This window comes from Zhengella mangrovi (assembly GCF_002727065.1).
GTDB classification, from domain to species: Bacteria; Pseudomonadota; Alphaproteobacteria; order Rhizobiales; family Rhizobiaceae; genus Zhengella; species Zhengella mangrovi.
Genome location: NZ_PDVP01000023.1, coordinates 1 through 18186 on the forward strand (window position 1 = coordinate 1; position 18186 = coordinate 18186).

Here is an 18186-nt window from a genome sequence, read left to right on the forward strand (position 1 = left end):
GCCACCGGCAGCTTCACCGTGACCGTCACCGATGGCGAGAACCCGGTCCTGTCCGGACTGCCGAGCGACATCACCCAGCCGACCGATGCCGGACTGGCGACAGCCGTCGTGACCTGGACAGAGCCGACGGCGAGCGACAATGCCCCCGGTGTCACCCTGACCTCGACGCACACTCCCGGCGATGCCTTCCCGCTCGGCGAGACGACGGTCACCTATACCGCGACCGACGCGGCCGGGAACACCGCCACAGGCAGCTTCAAGGTCACGGTCACCGACGGCGAGAACCCGGTGCTGTCCGGACTGCCGACCGACATCACCCAGCCGACCGATGCCGGACTGGCGACAGCCGTCGTGACCTGGACAGAGCCGACGGCGAACGACAATGCCCCCGGTGTCACCCTGACCTCGACGCACACTCCCGGCGATGCCTTCCCGATTGGCGAAACGACGGTGACCTATACTGCCACCGACGCGGCCGGGAATACCGCCACCGGCAGCTTCACCGTGACCGTCACCGATGGCGAGAACCCGGTGCTGTCCGGACTGCCGACCGACATCACCCAGCCGACCGACGCGGGGCTGGCGACAGCCGTGGTGACCTGGACAGAGCCGACGGCGAGCGACAATGCCCCGGGCGTTACGCTCACCTCGACGCACAACCCCGGCGATGCCTTCCCGATTGGCGAGACGACGGTGACCTACACCGCGACCGATGCGGCCGGGAACACCGCCACCGGCTCGTTCAAGGTCACCGTCACCGATGGCGAAGCTCCAGTATTCGTTACGTTCCCCGCCAATATTGCAGTCGAGATTGACTATCCCAATAGCGATGCCGTTGTGAGCTGGACTGCACCGACGGCCAGTGACAATGTTCCAAGTGTGGCGGTTGTTCAAACGGCCGGCCCAGCCTCCGGTTCACGGTTTCCACTGGGCGTGACGAACGTAAGCTACAAGGCGACAGATGGTGCCGGGAACGAAGTGACCAGGAGCTTCACGGTCACGGTGACCCAAACTCCACCCGGCTCGGTCACCTTCGAGATCGCATCTCCTGCTGGCGGCATGTTCACCTTCGCCTCGCAAGAACCGGCATTGAACTTCAGTGTCGATGTTTCCGGCGGAAGCGGTCGGTCGAACGCGATCTATATCCGGCCTGGCAGCTATCCAGTCACGTTTGCCGTGCCATCCGGATTCGGGGTTGCAGATGCGTCGTGCACGGGAACGAGCACGATCGATCCGGCAACAAAGACCGGGGAAATCCACCTTGTCTCCGGTGGAGCCGTCACTTGCACGATTTCTGCCCTGGATGCGCTTGGAACAACCGCTGGCATGATCGGCAGTTTCATCGAGGCTCGCGGTCAGATGATCCTGCAGAACCAGCCCCAACTTACCAGGCGCCTGGAGAGACTGACCGGGCAATATACAAATCCGGGTGGTGCCACAGCATTCGGCATGGGCTTCAAGAGCCCCAATTTGCCGTTCTCCATGATGGTGGACAAGAACGAGGCTTCATTTTCCTACAGCCTGAGACGTTCCAACGCGAAGGGTGGCGCACCACAAATTGTTGGCAATCCTGTTGAGGCACTGGCCAGTGCAATGAATGCGCCCTTCAGGAATGGACGTCAAAAGGGCGAGCCGGGGTACGTCGGGAGCCCAGAGCTGGAGGCCATAAACGCCACACCAAAAAACAATGCCACCGAGCCTCTGGCCTATGCACCCGACCCCGATAGCATTGAGACCATCCCAGAACAGGCCTCTGAATCGTCTTCCGATGACTTCGATCCCATGGCCCACCGCTTTGATATTTGGGCTGAGGGCACCTATTCGCGTTTCAACGCGGCCGGTGGCAGTGGCGATTTTGTCATCGCCCATCTCGGTGCAGACTACCTGTTTACGTCCAATCTTCTGATCGGCCTTGGCGCACAGTTGGATTGGACCCGCATGGACCAGGTCGGTGGCGGCGACATCTCTGGCTACGGTTTCATGGTCGGGCCGTACCTGACTGTTCGCTTGCAGGACCATCTCTATCTCGATGCGCGTGCAGCATGGGGACGGTCGTGGAACGATGTGTCGCCCTTCGGCACCTATCGTGACTCCTTCGATGCCACCCGTTGGTTGGTCACCGGTGCGCTGATTGGCGATTTCGACGTCGGCGCCTTCAACATCAAACCTGAGGCGCGCCTGTCCTGGTTCAGCGAACAAACTGAATCCTATGTCGACAAACTGAACGTCACCATCCCATCGTTTACTGTTTCGACCGGGACCTTCGAATTCGGTCCAACCATTTCGACCAAGAAAGTGCTCGAGAACGATATGGTCTTCAGCCCGTACCTCAATTTCAAGGGCATTTGGACGTTCGACCAGACGAATACGGCGACAGGTTTCACAGCACAGCCGGGCCTGGCGGAAGAAGGTATTCGAGGCCGCGCAGAAGTCGGCTTTGGACTGGCCGATGATGCAGGTTTTTCCACCAATCTCTCTGCATTCTATGACGGGATTGGTGAAAAGGACTTCGAGGCCTGGGGTCTTACACTTTCACTGAAGAAGAAATTCTGATCCAGAAGGGGCTCATACACGCCGTGCTCAGGAAAAACCTCGGTAGACATTGACTATTCGGGCACGCCAGTAGCCATGAACAGCGTCGCTACCTATTCATTTTTGCTGGTTTTCGTCCGCCTGCGGTCCGGATCCGGAAACACGACGCGCAGTTCGGCGATCAGGTTTTCACCGTGGGTGATCTCGTCCTGGATGAACTGCCGGATCCGCGGATCGGTTTCGGTTTCCAGGTCGGCACGCAGGCGGGGCAGTTCTGCTTCCCATTCGGCCTTGCGGTCCCGCCACCAGTCGAAGTCGGCCTTTTCCTCGGCGGTCATCGGTCCGATGATGCGGACGGTTCCCGCACGCATGTCGACGACAATGTCGTCGGGATGGGGGACGGGATCCGGAGCGCTGATGCCAAGCTGCCGACGCCGCTCCAGCTCGTCCTGCCATTCGATCTTGTAGGTGATCGCCGTCTCCAGCCATTCATCGTGCAGGCGTTTGTTGGCGGCTTCGGTTGACGCGAGCATTTCGGAGAACAGGCGCTGTGCCCGCGTGTTGCCCTTGACGGCATTGTGGGCAAGTGATCGCACAACCGCCTTGGCCATGGGAATGGCTACCTGTTTCGATCCCTCGTTGATCTTGATGTTGCGATAGGCCTCTTCCAGGATGATCGATCTCAGGCGCTCTTCGTTGAGGGCAGGGGCCTTGTTACGACTGCCCTTTGGGCGCCCCTTGGGATTGCCGGACTTTCCTTTCTTGAACTGGCTCTCGACGGGCGGCTTGGCATAGCCGATCTCGTAGTCGTTTTCCGGTGGACGCCGCGCCAGCGCCTTCCTGGCCTTCTCGTCGCGCCTGGTCATTCTGCAGCCTCCGCAGAGATGATCGGCGCGCCGCCGACACCACAGGCGCGTTGTACAGCATCGTCCTTGGCATAAACCTCCCAGCGACGAATGATGATGTCACAGTAGGCCGGATCGAGTTCTACAAGGTAGCCTCGCCGGCCGGTCTTGTGGGCAGCAATCAGCGTGGAGCCAGAACCGCCGAACAGGTCGAGGACGATGTCGCCCCTGGCCGAGACGTCGCGGATCGCATCGGCAATCATCTGCACGGGTTTGACCGTCGGATGCATGGCCAGTTCATCCATGCGCCCGGCCTTCAGCGTATTGACGCCCTTGTACTGCCAGACATTGGTCCGGTAACGACCATGCTGGCCGAGTTCGAATGTATTGATGTGCGGCCCGGTGCCGTGCTTCCAGGCAAAGATCAGTTCGTGGCGCGAGCGATAGAAGGTCCCCATGCCACCGTTGTCCTTGACCCAGGTGATCAGGTTTTTCAGTTCCGCGTAGACGCTGTTTCCGGCCTGCAGCATCTCGCCCATGTGGCGCCAGTCGATGCACAGGAAGTGGATGGAACCGTCACGGGAATGGGCTGCCATGTTGGCAAAGGCAGTACGAAGGAAGTCGGTGAACTGGCCAGACGACATCTCGCCGGAAGCGAACGCGAACTCGCGGTGTTTGACCTTCCCCAAGCCGCCAACATGTCCGTCGATCGGAACGTTGTAGGGCGGGTCGGAGAACACCATCGTTGCCGTTTCGCCATCCATCAGGAGAGCGACAACGTCGGCATCGAGCGCATTGCCGCAGACCAGCCGGTGCGGGCCCAGCTGCCAGACGTCGCCCTGCTGGCAACGCGTGGGGCCATCTTCGAGCGCCGGCACCAGGTCCTCGCTCGGATCGCCCGGCTCTTCCGGCGCGACCGTTTCCATCAGGTTGTCGATCTCGGCAATGGAAAAGCCCGTGAGTTCGACGTCGAACCCGAGCTCGTCGTCATCCAGCAGGGCCTGCAGTTCCTCTGCCAGCAGGTCGTCGTCCCATCCGGCATTCAGCGCCAGCTTGTTGTCGGCAATCACGTAGGCCCGCTTCTGAGCCTTCGTCATCGATGACAGGCGGACACAGGGCACTTCGGTCATTCGAAGCAGTCTGGCGGCTTCCACCCGGCCATGGCCGGCCAGGATCATGTTGTCGTCATCGATCAGCACCGGATTGGTGAACCCGAAGGTTTCGATGCTGTCGGCGATCTGCCGCAGCTGTTTGCGCGAATGGGTGCGTGCGTTCTTCGGGTAGGGACGCAGGGCGCCGATGGGATGGTAGTCGATCTGAAGGTTGGCCATTGGGGCGAATCTCCTTTCCGCGGACAAAGTCGTCAGATACAGAAAACGCTTGCCCATGGCAAGCCTCGTGCTATGAAACCGTCAGACAGAGCGAACGAAGCCGCACAAATCGGCGGCCAGCAAAGGGGAGAGACCAATGGCACTGGGGCGACGCATGACCGAATTGCGCATGAAGAAGGGCGAGTCGCTGCAACAGGTCGCTGACGCGGTCGGCGTGTCGAAGGCCCATATCTGGGAACTGGAGAAGGGAAAGACCGACAATCCGGCGATGGCGCTGGTCATGCGATTGGCAGACCATTTTGGCGTCTCGGTCGCGTTCCTGGTCGGAGAGGACCGGGATGCCGAGGATGCCGATGTCGAACTGCAGCGAATGTTCCGCCAGGCCCAGGGCCTCGACGACCGGGAGCGCAAGATCCTTGATGACATGCTGAAGTCACTGCTGGCGCATCGCCAGGCTGGCATGACCTGATTGAGCGGGCAGGGGTGAAAGGGGTGCAACTTGACCTGGACCGCATGGAGGTCGAAGACGCCGGCGGTGCCAACCCGGACCGGTTGGCTGCAGCCATCCACCGGCAGCTGCGTTCGCAAGGTCTGACGACGGGTCCGGTGCCGGTCGAGGCGATCGCGACCGCGCTCGACATCATCGATATTCGCATCGAGAGCCTGTCGAATGTCGAAGGGGCCCTGGTCACGACGGCCGAAAGGGGGATCGGATCGATCCTGGTTTCCGCATCTGCGTCGCAGCCACGCCAGCGGTTCACCATCGGCCATGAACTCGGTCACTTCCTGAATGTGTGGCATGCCCCGACCGGTCCGGACGGGTTCACCTGCAGCAAAGCCGATCTTCGGTCTGGCGATGACAGCGCTCGAAAGGACCTGTCGCGTCACGATCGCCAGGAGCGGGAAGCCAACCGGTTCGCCGCCTGCCTCCTGCTGCCTGACTACCGGCTGGCACGCTACATCGACGACAATCCGGATCTCGGTCAGGTACTCGGCGCAGCAAGAAACCTGCATTGCAGCCGCGAGAGCGTGGCCCGGCGGTACAGCGAGCTGCTCGAGCTCCCGAACGCGATGCTGTTCTCCAAGGACGGCAAGCTGCGATACTTTGTGCGGTCCGGCGGGATAGGCTCGCTGGATATCGGGGTCGGCGATCCCCTTCGTGATCTGCCGCCAGCGAATGGCGATAGCGGCCTGAGCGACATCGAAGACATGTCTTCCGTCGGCTGGCTTCGCTACGGGCAGGAGCGGGACCTGACCATTCAAACGCTGCACCAGCAGAACGGATATGCGATGACACTTGTCACCGTGCCGGACCACCCCGATGATGACAACGGCGTGGAAGATAGCGTTGAACGATTTGACCGATTTAGCGGCCGGTCCTGATCGTCCGCTGCTTTGTCCTGTTAATTTGCCGACAGTTCCCTGCTTGACCGAATGGAATTCCCTGTTCTCCAGAACAGGGAAATTGCTTCTAATCGCCTGTAATCATTGCGGGATATGTGCGCCGAGACTGCGCTCGGCGTCAGTTCCGGGGCGAATTTCCCTGTAAATTCCCTGTAAATGCGGACCAACGGGTCGAGACCGGTTCGCTTGAGACTGCGCACACAGCCAATCTCCTGATGCGATCTCCATTGATTTGGCAGTATTCAATGGAAGCGGATTGCCCGGGCTTCGATCCCAAAAGGTGTATATCCCCAGAGGTCCGCCTGGCCCTCGATTTCCGCAGGAATTCGGCGAATTCAGAAACGTGTATAATTGTGGCTGCGCGTCGTATGAAAATCCATACTTTGTCGCGTACCCATGGCCTGCGAGCCAATCCAGCGCTTGTATCCCATCATATGAGATATGTTTTTCGCTGATAGTTGGCCCTTGCGCAATTGAAACTGTATTCGTTGCTGCGGTCGATACAACTGCAAGAAAAAGAAGAAAAATTGTCCGAAATATAGCTATTTTCGCGGTTTCCATTCCTGCACCCAAGGAAATTCAGGCAACAGCGACCTCCTGATACTTCAGTGAATGATCTTGCAATGCCGGCATTGATGTCTGTCAACGACTGCGCAGGAAAACAATCGATGATCAGTTCGAGTCTGCGTCTTTCGCTTTCATCGCGGACAAGGTGCGGTGCTCAGGCCCATTCCGCGACAATACTTTGACTGTGGCCACTCAACGCTTGGTCCCGTGCGAAAAGAGCCGGAATGCAACTGGCAGAAGGAAGTTGGAAATGGTTCGGCGTGCAGCATGGATTCTACTCGCGTTGGTGACGTTCGCGACCCCTTCCCTGCCACAGTCGAACTCTGCCGAAATCGCTTTCTGGCAAAGCGTGGAAAGCACAAAAGATGCAACCGAACTCGAAGCTTATCTGGAGGCCTATCCGAATGGCAGTTTCGCTGCTCTTGCACGCATACGCATAGAAAAGCTCAAGGCCGGCTCGGCTGCATATGGAGATGGCCAGTCGCCGCGAACGACAGATGCTGCCGCCGATACCCCGATGGGCGGACACCGCGGGAAGAACAATCCGGCGGTGACGGAATGCGACCGGCTGGCCGCACATCCCTTGGATCTGCTCAGGGTTGCCGAAGGGGTCTGGCTTGAACAAATACTGGCCGACAAGGCCATGGCGGCGTGCAGGGAAGCAGTCAGCGCTCATCCCGGCACACCGCGCTTCGACTATCAGCTTGGCAGGGCAATGCATGCCGGGCAGCAGGAGGCCGATGCGGTAACGGCCTATCGGAGAGCCGCGTTCGCTGGCTATCCCATGGCGATGACTGATCTCGGTGTCATGTATGCGAACGGGACAGGTATCGCAAAGAGCGATGCAGACGCAGTGCGCTGGTATCATGAGGCCATAGCTGCCGACGAGCCGCACGCGATGTTCCTTCTGGGCAACCGATATGCCGCGGGGCGCGGGGTGGAGAGAGACGACAAGGAAGCACTCCGTTTGCTTCGGATGGCTGTCGACAAGAGCCAGGATATCGATGCCATTCACGCGCTGGGCTGGGTTTACCAGGCCAGCCAAGGCGTGCCGGCGGATCCTCCAAGGGCAGCACGCTACATCATGGATGCTCTGCGGCGGGGAAATCAGTTCACTGTCCAGCAGATGACGGAGCGTGCCGACATCTGGAGCAAGCCGTTCCGGCAGGAGTTGCAGCGGCTTCTGCAAGCCGATGGTGTCTACTTCGGAAAGATAGATGGCGTGTTCGGGCCCGCAACGACTAGCGCGATTCAGGCGCTGGTGGCGAGAGGCCTGCCAAGGCGGATCGACCGGCAGCCAGATGCGCCGAAACCGGCGGAGGTTTCGAGAAAACCGGAAGCCGGACAGGACCGGTTTCAGCCGGACAACGCTCTCAGCGAACTCGAAGCGCTGGAGACACTGGAATGATCACGAAGGGATTGGTGTCGAGGTCCGTTCAATCGACCACATCACTCTCGATCTCTCAATTTGGCCCAAGAGACAAGAAGCTAGCCTGATCGATCTGGCGCAGGAAACAGGAATGACCCAATTTCGTCGTCTCAAACATGCGGTCTTCTTCGCGGCGGTCTTGCTGGCCACAGTCTGGATGGCCGACAGACCGGGACTGGCAAGCGACATTTCCACTCAGGTCGCTCAGGCCGAAGAAGACATCGCGGACCTTGAGGCTGAAATCGCTAACGATCGCAAGGTTGAGGCTGATCTACGGGCCAAGGTGGAGGAATCCCGCCGCAAGGGACTCAAGGACAACACCCTCGACTGGAGCAGCCTCGAAGCCAAGGCCATTCAAGGGGTCGGGGTCGTGGGTCCGGGCATCAACAAGCCGAAGATCTACCAGGATCTCGTCAACCGGGCGGAGAGCGACAACACCATGTTGGGGCGTTTCAATCTCAAGACCGGCTTGTTTCGTGTCGCTGTCGAGCGAAGAAAGGAGATCGATACCCTCGTAGCCCAGCGCAAACTCCAGTTGGGCTTGGACGAGTCAAATGAACTGTCAACAGATGACATGAGGTTGATTACCGAAATCGCCAACCAACGCGCCCTCTATATCGTGGAAGCAGAACGCTCACGCGTGATCCAGGGAATCGTGAGACGGCGTGTCGCAGAACTTGATAAGGAACGTCAGGCCCTGGTCAATCAGATGACAGCCTCCGAACGGGAGGCCTATGACCGGTCGAGAGCGGAAAAAAGGAACACAAGGCAGGCATCGCCTGACGAGACGGCGACATCCGCAGATGGCGAGCCGGGATCACAAGCAGAGAAAACGCCCGACATCTCCTACGATCCAACGGACTTGAGGGCAGCATTCGCTGCGCTGGAACGTCTGATCAACGATCAGGAACGTGAATCCGCGGCTCTCAGGAATGCTTGCGAGAGCGCTGGCAATGCTGAAGATTTCGCCGCCAGGATCAAGCAGATGGAAACGGCTGGTCTACCGGCCGGCCATCTGCCTGCCGGCCGGTCTGAAGCAGAGCAGGCGAAACTGAACGAACTGGCATCGCTCATCGCGAAAATCGATGCGCTGTCACGGACCGTGTCCACCGGCTCGCAGAAGATCTGTGGCGAGGCACGAAAGAAGACGCCGCAGCTTCTGCCGCTCAAGGCAGAGGCTACGGCAACGAAAGAGGCTGCCGGCCAGGCGCGGAAAATGCATCAACAGGTGCAGCAACTCATGGCCGGCCTTGGGCAAGCCGGGAGCACAAGCGGGAGAACCGCTGATCGGGATACGGCAAACGAGGCGATATCCGAACATAGCCTCAAGGAGATCAATGACCGGGAGAGGAGTTGTTTGCAGACCAGCGACTTGCTGTTGGATGCGCTCAAGCGGATGGAGGAGCACGGCAAGGCGTCAGAGGTCGGGAGCAGAACCGCCTTTGCTCTTCAGCATCTCGAGCAAGCCGAAGCCGCTGGTTACGAACACGCCGATGTGTACAGGGAGCGTTACAAGGAATTTGATGCCCGCGCAGGCGCCATGCGGGACATGGCACAATATGGCCAGCAATGCCGGATGAAGGCGCTGACGTTTGCAGGTCAATGCAGATTGATGACGTCGCATCTGCATGCGTTGCGGGACCGGCTTCTTCTTGATTTCAAGGCGCGGTACGGCGAGAGGATCGAAGAGGACCTGCGAAAACTGGAACTTGTCAAGGATGCCAAGCCCAGGGCCGACGATGCTCTTGTGCTGATCGACCGAGCGGTGATCGAAGCAGAGAACTGCGTGCGCGCGGTGGAGGCGAAGCCGCAGGACCAGGAAGAGGTCACAGATCGGGAGAAGTCTGCCGACGATGACAGGGATGACGTCACAACGGGGGGCTGCGAGGCAAAGGCATCCGGACTTGATGCTGCCGTTGCCCGGATCGACCAAGGCGACCTCGCTGGTGCCGAGGGCATTCTCACCGATATGGATGTTGCCGATTGCCCGGATCTCGGTGCGAAAGTCCGGGCGGTTCGGACCAGAATTGACGAACGCGCTGACGAACTGATTGCTCAGGGACAAGCTGCCCTGGACGCTTGCGAGATGAAGAGCGATGCGCGTGATCGGGTGCTCGCTTTGCCACCCTCGCCAGACCGGGATGCGCTGGCGGCGAAATGGCAAGACGCCTTCACGAACGAGAAGAATGCCCGTGATCTGATTCGTGATGCCGTTCGACTGAACAAGGGCGGGCAGGTGAAGGAGGCAGCTGAAAAGTTGCGCGCCGCGTTGGCCATTCCACCTTTCTGCGAAGCAACACGTACGAAACTGGTGAATGCGATCGCGAAGCTCGAGAGCCGGATCAACGACGTTGAAACGGCGCGAATCCGGGAAATGATCGCAGCCTGTCTGTTCAAGGAAAGCCGGTCGTTGATCAGGAACCTCCCTCACGGTCCGGCACGACAGGAACTGGCGAACTTGTGGAACAATGCCCGCGACACGGAAATCGAAGCCCGCAAGCTGATCCAGACGGCCGGGGAATTGATGAAAGAGGGGGAACTGGTCAAATCGAAGAACAGGTTGCAGGATGCTCTGGACCTTGCACTTTGCGAAAACACCATCGCACGTATCGGCACTGTTTCTTCCAGCCTCTCAGAGGCAGAGCTGGCGTCCGATCGAACCTGCGCGAACAGGTTCGGCCATGCTCATGCGAAACGACTGCAGGATGGCAACAATCGCCAATCCTGCGAATGTGATGAGGGATACAGGTGGGATGGCGCGCTCGGCACGAGGTGTGTTGAGGAAAAGCGCTGCCGGGCCGGCTACCAACCGGTCACGGCACAAAGCGATGGAAAATCCTATTGCGTCCCAAGCCAGCATACCGCGAATGCCGAATGCGCCAAACGTCATGGAGGGCAGGCGTATACGGGCGTCAATATTACCGAGAGAGGCACATTCGATTGCCGCCCCAGCCAGGCGGTGGCAGACGCTGCCTGTAATCGGGCCAATGGCGGGAGCGGCTATAGGGCGGTCAACATCCGGGATGATGGCCGGGCTGATTGCGTCGCCGCGACTCATGCGGCAGCCAGCAATACCTGTCGGAAAGTGCATGGACAGGGCTGGACAGCCTTCCGCAACCGGGACGGAAGCTGGGCGTGTGCCGGACCGGGAAAACCAGCTGCAAAGAGCGGAAGACAGCCGCAAGGGGGAGGCAAGCCGAAGGACCAAAAGTGTGAATCCGGACATATATGGTGGGGGCGATGTCTTTCGGAATCGGAATACCAGAGATTTAGAGACGCGCAGAAAAAAGCCGTTGATGCGATTGCCATCCCCAAGCTCAGGGACTGAAATCGGGAACGGCGTGTCTGCCTGACCTGCGTCCCACATGGGAATCGCATGTTCCTGGTTGACCAGGTGATTGGATATGGCCGTCGCGACAATTGCCAATGGCCGCCATCATGGTCGCGTCCATTTCGAACCATGTTGCGGATGATCTGCGTGCCAAGATGGCTTCGGTCGACCTTGCGCCCCCCGCCGCCGGACAGCTCACCGCAGACCTTGTTGCCGCAGGCTCCGGTCCGGACAATCCCCCACGATCCGTTCCGCTCCCCCGTGCCCATGTGCCGGCCCTACTTGCAAGCCGGCGCCAAACGCCGCGAATTGTCGGTGAGAGCGATATGACGACAAGTGAACCGTCGGGCGGATTGGTTCATGCTTTCTGCAAGCGGCGGGGCGGCGTGAACCATGGTTCAGGGCGATGGTGGAAGGATCCGTCCGGACAACACGGATCCGGTAAGATCCGGACGGTGTGGGAAATCATGTGCAGTGGGCAGTCTCAAAGCCGAGTCTGGCAGTAATTCCTCATTCTCTATTTGCACCGGCGCAGCTATGATCACTATTGGGGCCCAGCGTTATTTGGAAATGTCGGCTTGCCTCAATGGTTTCAGGGCGAAGCGCGATTTCATGGAGGACAACCAATGAAGCCTGTGATCATCGCCATGGCATTGATTGCGACGACCTGTGCTGCGCATGCCCAAAGTTGGTCCGTCGAGAGCGACGGAACGGTCACGATCCCGCCTTCGGTCGCCGGAGAAGCCGTGTCAGGAGCATCGATGGTATGCCAGGGCGGCGCATTCTTTCTGACGCTGCAGGATGTACCCGTCGGCGGTGGTGAAACCAATGTCCCGATTGCCATGCTGATTGACGGAAAGATCTTTGCGACGACTGCGTCGACGGCGGGAAAAATCACGGTACCCGAAGCCGCTGTCGACGTATTGAAATCGGGCAAGCGCGTCACCTTCAGTCTTCCTGTCGATGGCAAGACGCTGGAGACCACGTTCGCCCTCAAGGGATCGTCGAAGGCCATCAAGGCGCTGACCGAGAATTGTGCTCCGGCGGCTGAACCGAAGGAAGTGTTGGAAGCGGCGGACGCCGAACCGGAGAAAGCCACGGACAGTGAATTTGCGTTGGAGGCCCTGGCTGAATACCCGGCTGGCTCTCAGGCGTCCATTTCGTTCAAGGTGCCGGAGAAGGCGAACAACTACTGGGTGGGTTTCATTGGTGTCGGTGCCAGCGACGTTGACTATTATTCGAACGGATATGCTTACACTGCTGCCGGGAATCCGGCATCCATCACCGTGCCGGCCAAACCGGGCACCTATGAGGTCAAACTGGCCGACGACACCGACAAGGTGAAGCTGGTCGCCCGAACCGTCACGGTCACGGAGCCTGTGCCGGCATCGATCGATGCACCCGACACGGCGACTGGTGGTCAATCCATCCAGGTCGCCTATTCGGGTCCCGACGGGACCCGCAATTCCATTGCAGTCGCCCCCGTTGGTGCCTCTGGCAATGCCGTCTACTACGGCCAATCCGAATACACGTCTGTCAATCCGGTCTCCGTCAGGGTGCCGGCCATGGCGGGGAACTACGAGGTTCGCTACGTGCTGTCGATAGGCGGCTATAACGTCATTGCCCGGCGTCCGATCAGCATTTCAGAGGCACCTGCCGTCACGTTGACGGCCGCGGAAGCGACAGCGGGCCAGGACTTCGAAATCGGTCTGGGTGCAGATGCGCCGCGACTCTCCGGCGACTACATCTACATCGCGAAACCAGGCGCCTCGGCGGACAATTACGAAGGTGGCTACGTTTCGATACCGTCGACCGGCAATGTAATGATCAAGGCGCCGGACGAACCGGGTGAGTGGCAGATCCGCTACGTGCTGCCAAACAATGGCGGCCGAACGGTAGTTGGAAGCGCGCCGCTTTCGGTAAAGTAACTACATCGACGAGATGATCAATTTGGCCCTCAAGGGCCCGAGTGACGGCCGCAACCCGATCAAGAACACAAGGGCGCACACCTCGAAGCTGTTCCACGCCAGCATGGCCTGATCCACCTGCGATCTGGTCCGGCCGATGGCCAAATGGCTCCGCCGGATCAGCGGCGCATGACCAGAATGGTTTCCGGCGCGACATGGACTGTCAGCGATCCGCCGACGGCCGGAGGAGGCCGGGTCGGATCGTTGAATACGTCGAGCGAAACGCGGGATCCGCCGTATTCGAACTGAATGCGGATGACCGAACCGAGGAAGTCCGCCGCGATGATCTTGCCGGCCAGATCCAGATCGCCCTTGCGCCGGTCCAGGCGCAGGCTTTCCGGTCGAAGAGAAAGGCTGACCTTGTCATCGCCCGCTGCATCATCGGGCAGCCGCAGTCTGGTCAAGGTCTGCCCGGCGATCTGCACCGAGCCTTCGGCCTTCGATTTCACCGTCCCTTCCAGTATGCTCAGCGTGCCGACGAAGGAGGCGACAAAAGCCGTAGCGGGATGATTGTAGACATCGAAAGGCGTGCCGACCTGTTCCGCTATGCCGCCATTCATCACCACCACGCGGTCGGAAATCGACAGGGCTTCTTCCTGGTCATGGGTAACGAAAATCGTGGTGATGCCGAGGCGTTGCTGGATTTGACGGATCTCGGCGCGGAGGCTGGTGCGGATTTTCGCGTCCAGCGCCGAAAGCGGCTCATCGAGGAGAAGCACGCGCGGACGAACGGCGAGCGCGCGTGCCAATGCCACTCTCTGCTGCTGACCGCCAGACAGCTGGAAAGGATAGCGCCCGCCATAACCCTCCAGCCCGATCGTCGATAGCATTTCCTCGACACGGGCATCGGTCTTGGCCCGGCCCGCTCCGGCGATCTTTAGGCCGAACCCTACATTTTGGGCGACGGTCATGTTCGGAAACAGGGCATAGGCCTGAAAAACCATACCGATATTCCGCTGGTTCGGTCGCTGGCCGACAATGTCGGCACCTTCGATGTGTATGGCGCCGCTTGTCGGCGTTTCAAAACCGGCCACCATGCGCAACACGGTTGTTTTTCCGCACCCGGAAGGTCCGAGAAGCGAAATGAATTCGCCTTGGGCAACATCAAGGTTGAAATCCTTCACGACCCGGTTTGCGCCGAAGGACTTTTCCAAGTGATCGATGCGGAGAAACGTCATCAGTTCTGTACCCTGGTATGTTTCGACAAGCGGGTGACGAGCTGGATCAGGCCCATGCATGCCCAGGTTATGGCGAAGGCGATCACCGCCAGCGCCGCCGGTTCATAGGCACGGTTGGCGCCAAGCAACTGCATGTAGGGACCGAAAGCAGGGCGGTTGAGAAGCGCTGCCATGGTGAATTCGCCGATGACGATGGCAAATGTCAGGAAGGCGCCCGACAGAACGGCGACAAGTACGTTGGGCAGGATGACCCTTGCCAATATCGTGCCCCATCCGGCGCCGAGCGATTGGGCTGCCTCGGTCAGCGTCGCCACGTCGAGGGTTCTCAGGCCCGTATCCACGGCCCGATACATGTAGGGCAAGGAGAGCATCGAATACCCGAACATGAGCAGGATGTTGGTCCCGAGCGTCGAGCCGGTCATCGGGAGCCAACTGGATGTGTTGTAGAGCCGGATGTAGCCGAAGACCACGACGATCGCCGGGATGACGAGGGGCAGCAACGTGATGAATTCGACATAGGGCCGCAATCGGGGCAGTCGAAGCCGCACCCAGTAGGCCGTGGGGACAACCAGCAAAACGCCGAACAGGATGGTGAAAATCGCCATCGTCACGGAGAACGCAAATGTCTCCTGGAACTTCGGATCGTTGAGAACGCTGGCATACGCGTCCAGTGAATAGACGCCGCGGCGCATTTTCAGCGAGAATTCGGACATTCCGATCAGAGGAAGGACCATGTAGGCCAGGCCCGCAAGGAAAGCCGCCCATGCCCAGAAACGCTTCATTCCAGCCACCTCTCGGCGCGGGCACGCAGCGTGATGTAGATGCCATTGGCAATGCCCGTGACGACAATCATGCCGAAGGCCAGCGCATAACCCAAATGCGGATCGCCGAGCACGTCGCCCCTGATCTGCGCAAATAGCAGGATCGGCACGATGTTGAGCGACGAACCCGTGAGTGCGATTGCCGTCGCGACCGCGCCAAAAGCATTGGCGAAAAGAAGCGCCAGCGTTCCGAGAATCGAAGGAAACAGGATCGGCAGCGCCACATGACGCCAATACTGGAATCCGCTGGCGCCGAGGATTTCGGCGGCTTCCCTCCATTCGCGTTTCAGCCCGTCGAGCGCCGGGGTGATGATGAGGATCATCAGAGGGATCTGGAAAAACAAGTAGGTGATCGTGAGACCCCAGAAGCTCAGCAGATTGAAACCGAGCATTCGCAAGTCGATACCAAGCTCGGTGCGCAGGAAGACCGTTACAAGCCCGACCGGCCCGATGGTTGCAAGGAAGGCAAAGGCGAGCGGCACGCCGGCAAAGTTGGACGCGACGCCCGAGAACGTCAGCATCGGCCCTCTGATTGCTTTCGGAAGGCCGCCGAAAATGACCGCGGCGGCGATCAGGAAACCGGCCAGGCAGCCGATGGCGGCGGAGGCCAGGCTGATCTTGATGGATATCCAGTAGGACGCGAGAATTGATGCCGTATTGAGCCCGGCGATATTGGCAAGGGTGAACTTGCCGTCTGGCGTCTGGAACGCGCCGACTACGATGTACATGGTCGGCAACAAGAGAAACAGTGTCACGAAAACAAGGAAAGGCGCGACGCCCAGCCACGTCAGCGGAAGTCGAAAACCTTGCGTTTTGGCTGGCGTCGTCATCTTCATGGGATGTCTGGGGCTGCTGCGGTCCGAGAGAAAATTCCGCCCGGGAGTAACCCGGGCGGAACAAGTTCGATGCAATCGGCTACTGGACGTTGGCACCCACGACGGAGTCCCAGCCGCCCGTGACGGCTTCCTTGTTGGCCGATTGCTCGTCCAGCGTCGGGAAGTAGGCCGCCTCATAGGATGCGGCAGGCGGCAGGGCATCGAGCAGTGCCTGGGGAATCTTGCCGGCACTGGCCATGGCGTTGAAACGCGCCGGGTGGCAATAGCCCTTCAGCCAGGCGAGCTGGCCTTCGTCGGAATAGAGATACTCCATCCAGAGTTTTGCGGCGTTGGGATGCGGAGCATAGGCGGAAATGGCCTGCACGTAGACACCGGCGAGGACTCCCGATTTCGGGACCACGACATCAACGGGCGGGTTGCCGGCCAGCGTATCGCGCGCCGAAAGCGCATTGTAGTCCCACATCACGACGATCGGGGTTGCACCTTGTGCCAGAGTGCCTGCCTTGCCGATGACCGGAACAAAATTGCCGGCCTTGTTCAACTCGGCGAACATGGAAAGACCAGCCTCGCCGGCTTCTTTGCCGGCTTTGGCGCCGGCCGACATCCCTGCCGCCAGAACGGCCAGGATGGCCTGGTTCGATGCGCGCGGATCGCCGGCAAGCGCGACAGAGCCCTTGTATTCTGGCTTGAGCAGATCGGACCAGTCGGCAGGCGTGTTGGCAATAAGGTCCTTGTTCACCATGAACGACATCACACCGTAATAGTCGCCATACCAGTAGCCGTCGGCATCCTTGACCGCGTCAGGAATTTCATCCCACGTGGATACCTTGTAGGGCTGGATCAGTCCTTCAGACTGCGCCTGCGGACCAAAAGAAAGACCGACGTCGATGACGTCGGGCGCCTGGGGGCCCTTGTTGTCCTTGTTGGCGCGAATCGCTTCGAGTTCGTCCGCCGAACCGGCATCGGGGTTGAGTTCGTTGACGGTGATTTCCGGATACTTCGCCTTGAAACCATCGATGACACCGCCGTAACCGCACCAGTCATGCGGCAGTGCGATGGTCGTGAGCATTCCTTCGGCTTTCGCCGCAGCGACCAGTTCGTCCATGCTCTGGCTGAATGCTGCTGTTGCAAGATTCATGGTGAACGCGGCTGAAGTGGCAAATGCCACGGAAATCCTCGTCAGTCTTTTCATTGGAGCTCTCCTGTGACCCATTTTGGGGCTGCTTCGAACAGAACATGCAGCGGGTGGTTTTGCAGTTTGGCGAAGCTGCCGTGACAGTCCGGGTCATGCAGGCTGTCACCTCGTCAAAATGAAGCCCATTTACCAAGGTTAGGCAATAGCCATGAACGCAATTCCGTGAAGCTGCTCGTGCGCAATCGCAAGTTCGATCTATGTAAGAAAATCATGGCGTTGACGGCAGCAACCTCGGCGCCAGACCGAATAGGTGCGGTGAATTCCCGCGCCGGCGGCATCTTGCAGGACACGGGAGTTCTAGAGGACCAGGCGGAGGGTCTGTCGATGACCGGAATCGGCATGTTGGCGATCGGCTCGCCGTCCATCGAGATGCGGACGCCCATCCGCCGTGGCCGGTCCGTCCAGGCAAAGGACGTAAAAATGGGAGCCTTGGTCGGACTTCCTGATCTCCGGCACACCGAACTTGTGGACCGCCTCGTTCAACCCCTGATCGCCGAAGTCGGCAAACCGGTTTTTTGCCGGCCTTGCTGACACAATAAGCGCGATGCGCTCATTCGGCTGATCTGAAAATCGCCGTAGACGAGGCCACATTCTTCGGGGCTGCAACGACTATGAGGACGTTCGTCGCAAGCCGTAGCGGTTTCTTTGGCCGTCCGCTCAGGACTCAAAGCAGGCCTTCAACAGTATGTGATACGTGACGGCAGTGCGCCGCCGTTACGCCCATGGCTATCCGACGCACGATCCTGCCGA

General features: G+C 59.6%; 13 protein-coding genes. 7 read left to right on the forward strand and 6 right to left on the reverse strand.

Annotated elements, in window-relative coordinates:
- A partial coding sequence (locus CSC94_RS22495; protein WP_114647878.1) for an HYR domain-containing protein occupies positions 1 to 2553 on the forward strand: 2553 nt, incomplete at its 5' end.
- A 92-nt stretch (positions 2554 to 2645) separates the two neighbouring features.
- Here CSC94_RS22495 and CSC94_RS22500 read toward each other — a convergent pair.
- Positions 2646 to 3398, reverse strand: a complete 753-nt coding sequence (locus tag CSC94_RS22500; RefSeq protein ID WP_205853392.1) for a DUF5681 domain-containing protein — start codon at positions 3396 to 3398, stop codon at positions 2646 to 2648.
- Entirely contained in the window at positions 3395 to 4708 is a 1314-nt protein-coding gene (locus CSC94_RS22505; RefSeq protein WP_099308627.1) for a site-specific DNA-methyltransferase, read from the reverse strand. Before CSC94_RS22505 ends, CSC94_RS22500 begins: the two co-directional genes overlap by 4 nt.
- Before the next feature lie 136 nt (positions 4709 to 4844).
- Between CSC94_RS22505 and CSC94_RS22510 the strand changes: the two genes are divergently transcribed.
- From CSC94_RS22510 to CSC94_RS22530, 5 genes are all read left to right on the forward strand, one after another.
- A complete protein-coding gene (locus CSC94_RS22510) occupies positions 4845 to 5177 on the forward strand; it encodes a helix-turn-helix domain-containing protein (RefSeq protein WP_245408463.1) in 333 nt (110 codons plus the stop codon).
- Between the two features lie 23 nt (positions 5178 to 5200).
- Positions 5201 to 6091 (forward strand): ImmA/IrrE family metallo-endopeptidase, encoded by an 891-nt coding sequence (locus CSC94_RS22515; RefSeq protein WP_133123013.1) that lies wholly within the window; start codon positions 5201 to 5203, stop codon positions 6089 to 6091.
- 838 nt (positions 6092 to 6929) lie between these two features.
- Positions 6930 to 8087, forward strand: coding sequence for an SEL1-like repeat protein (locus CSC94_RS22520; RefSeq protein ID WP_099308630.1), 1158 nt, complete (start codon positions 6930 to 6932; stop codon positions 8085 to 8087).
- A 112-nt stretch (positions 8088 to 8199) separates the two neighbouring features.
- Positions 8200 to 11436, forward strand: a complete 3237-nt coding sequence (locus CSC94_RS22525) for a hypothetical protein (RefSeq protein WP_099308631.1) — start codon at positions 8200 to 8202, stop codon at positions 11434 to 11436.
- A 629-nt stretch (positions 11437 to 12065) separates the two neighbouring features.
- Entirely contained in the window at positions 12066 to 13367 is a 1302-nt protein-coding gene (locus tag CSC94_RS22530) for a hypothetical protein (RefSeq protein WP_099308632.1), read from the forward strand.
- Between the two features lie 158 nt (positions 13368 to 13525).
- Here CSC94_RS22530 and CSC94_RS22535 read toward each other — a convergent pair whose 3' ends face one another.
- The 4 genes from CSC94_RS22535 to CSC94_RS22550 form a co-directional block, all read right to left on the reverse strand.
- On the reverse strand, positions 13526 to 14584 hold the full coding sequence (locus tag CSC94_RS22535; RefSeq protein WP_099308633.1) for an ABC transporter ATP-binding protein: 1059 nt from the start codon (positions 14582 to 14584) through the stop codon (positions 13526 to 13528).
- Complete coding sequence (locus CSC94_RS22540) at positions 14584 to 15366, reverse strand: ABC transporter permease (protein WP_099308634.1); 783 nt, start codon at positions 15364 to 15366, stop codon at positions 14584 to 14586. The genes CSC94_RS22535 and CSC94_RS22540 overlap by 1 nt, the downstream gene beginning before the upstream one ends.
- Entirely contained in the window at positions 15363 to 16241 is an 879-nt protein-coding gene (locus CSC94_RS22545) for an ABC transporter permease (protein WP_099308635.1), read from the reverse strand. Before CSC94_RS22545 ends, CSC94_RS22540 begins: the two co-directional genes overlap by 4 nt.
- Positions 16242 to 16320: 79 nt before the next feature.
- The gene (locus tag CSC94_RS22550; protein ID WP_099308652.1) at positions 16321 to 17379 is read right to left on the reverse strand and encodes an ABC transporter substrate-binding protein; all 1059 of its coding nucleotides are present in this window, start codon (positions 17377 to 17379) and stop codon (positions 16321 to 16323) included.
- A 219-nt stretch (positions 17380 to 17598) separates the two neighbouring features.
- On the opposite strand from CSC94_RS22550, the gene CSC94_RS22555 reads away from it, so the two are divergent.
- Positions 17599 to 17967: a hypothetical protein gene (locus CSC94_RS22555; protein ID WP_099308636.1), complete on the forward strand. Its 369-nt coding sequence runs from the start codon at positions 17599 to 17601 to the stop codon at positions 17965 to 17967.
- Positions 17968 to 18186 lie beyond the last annotated feature (219 nt).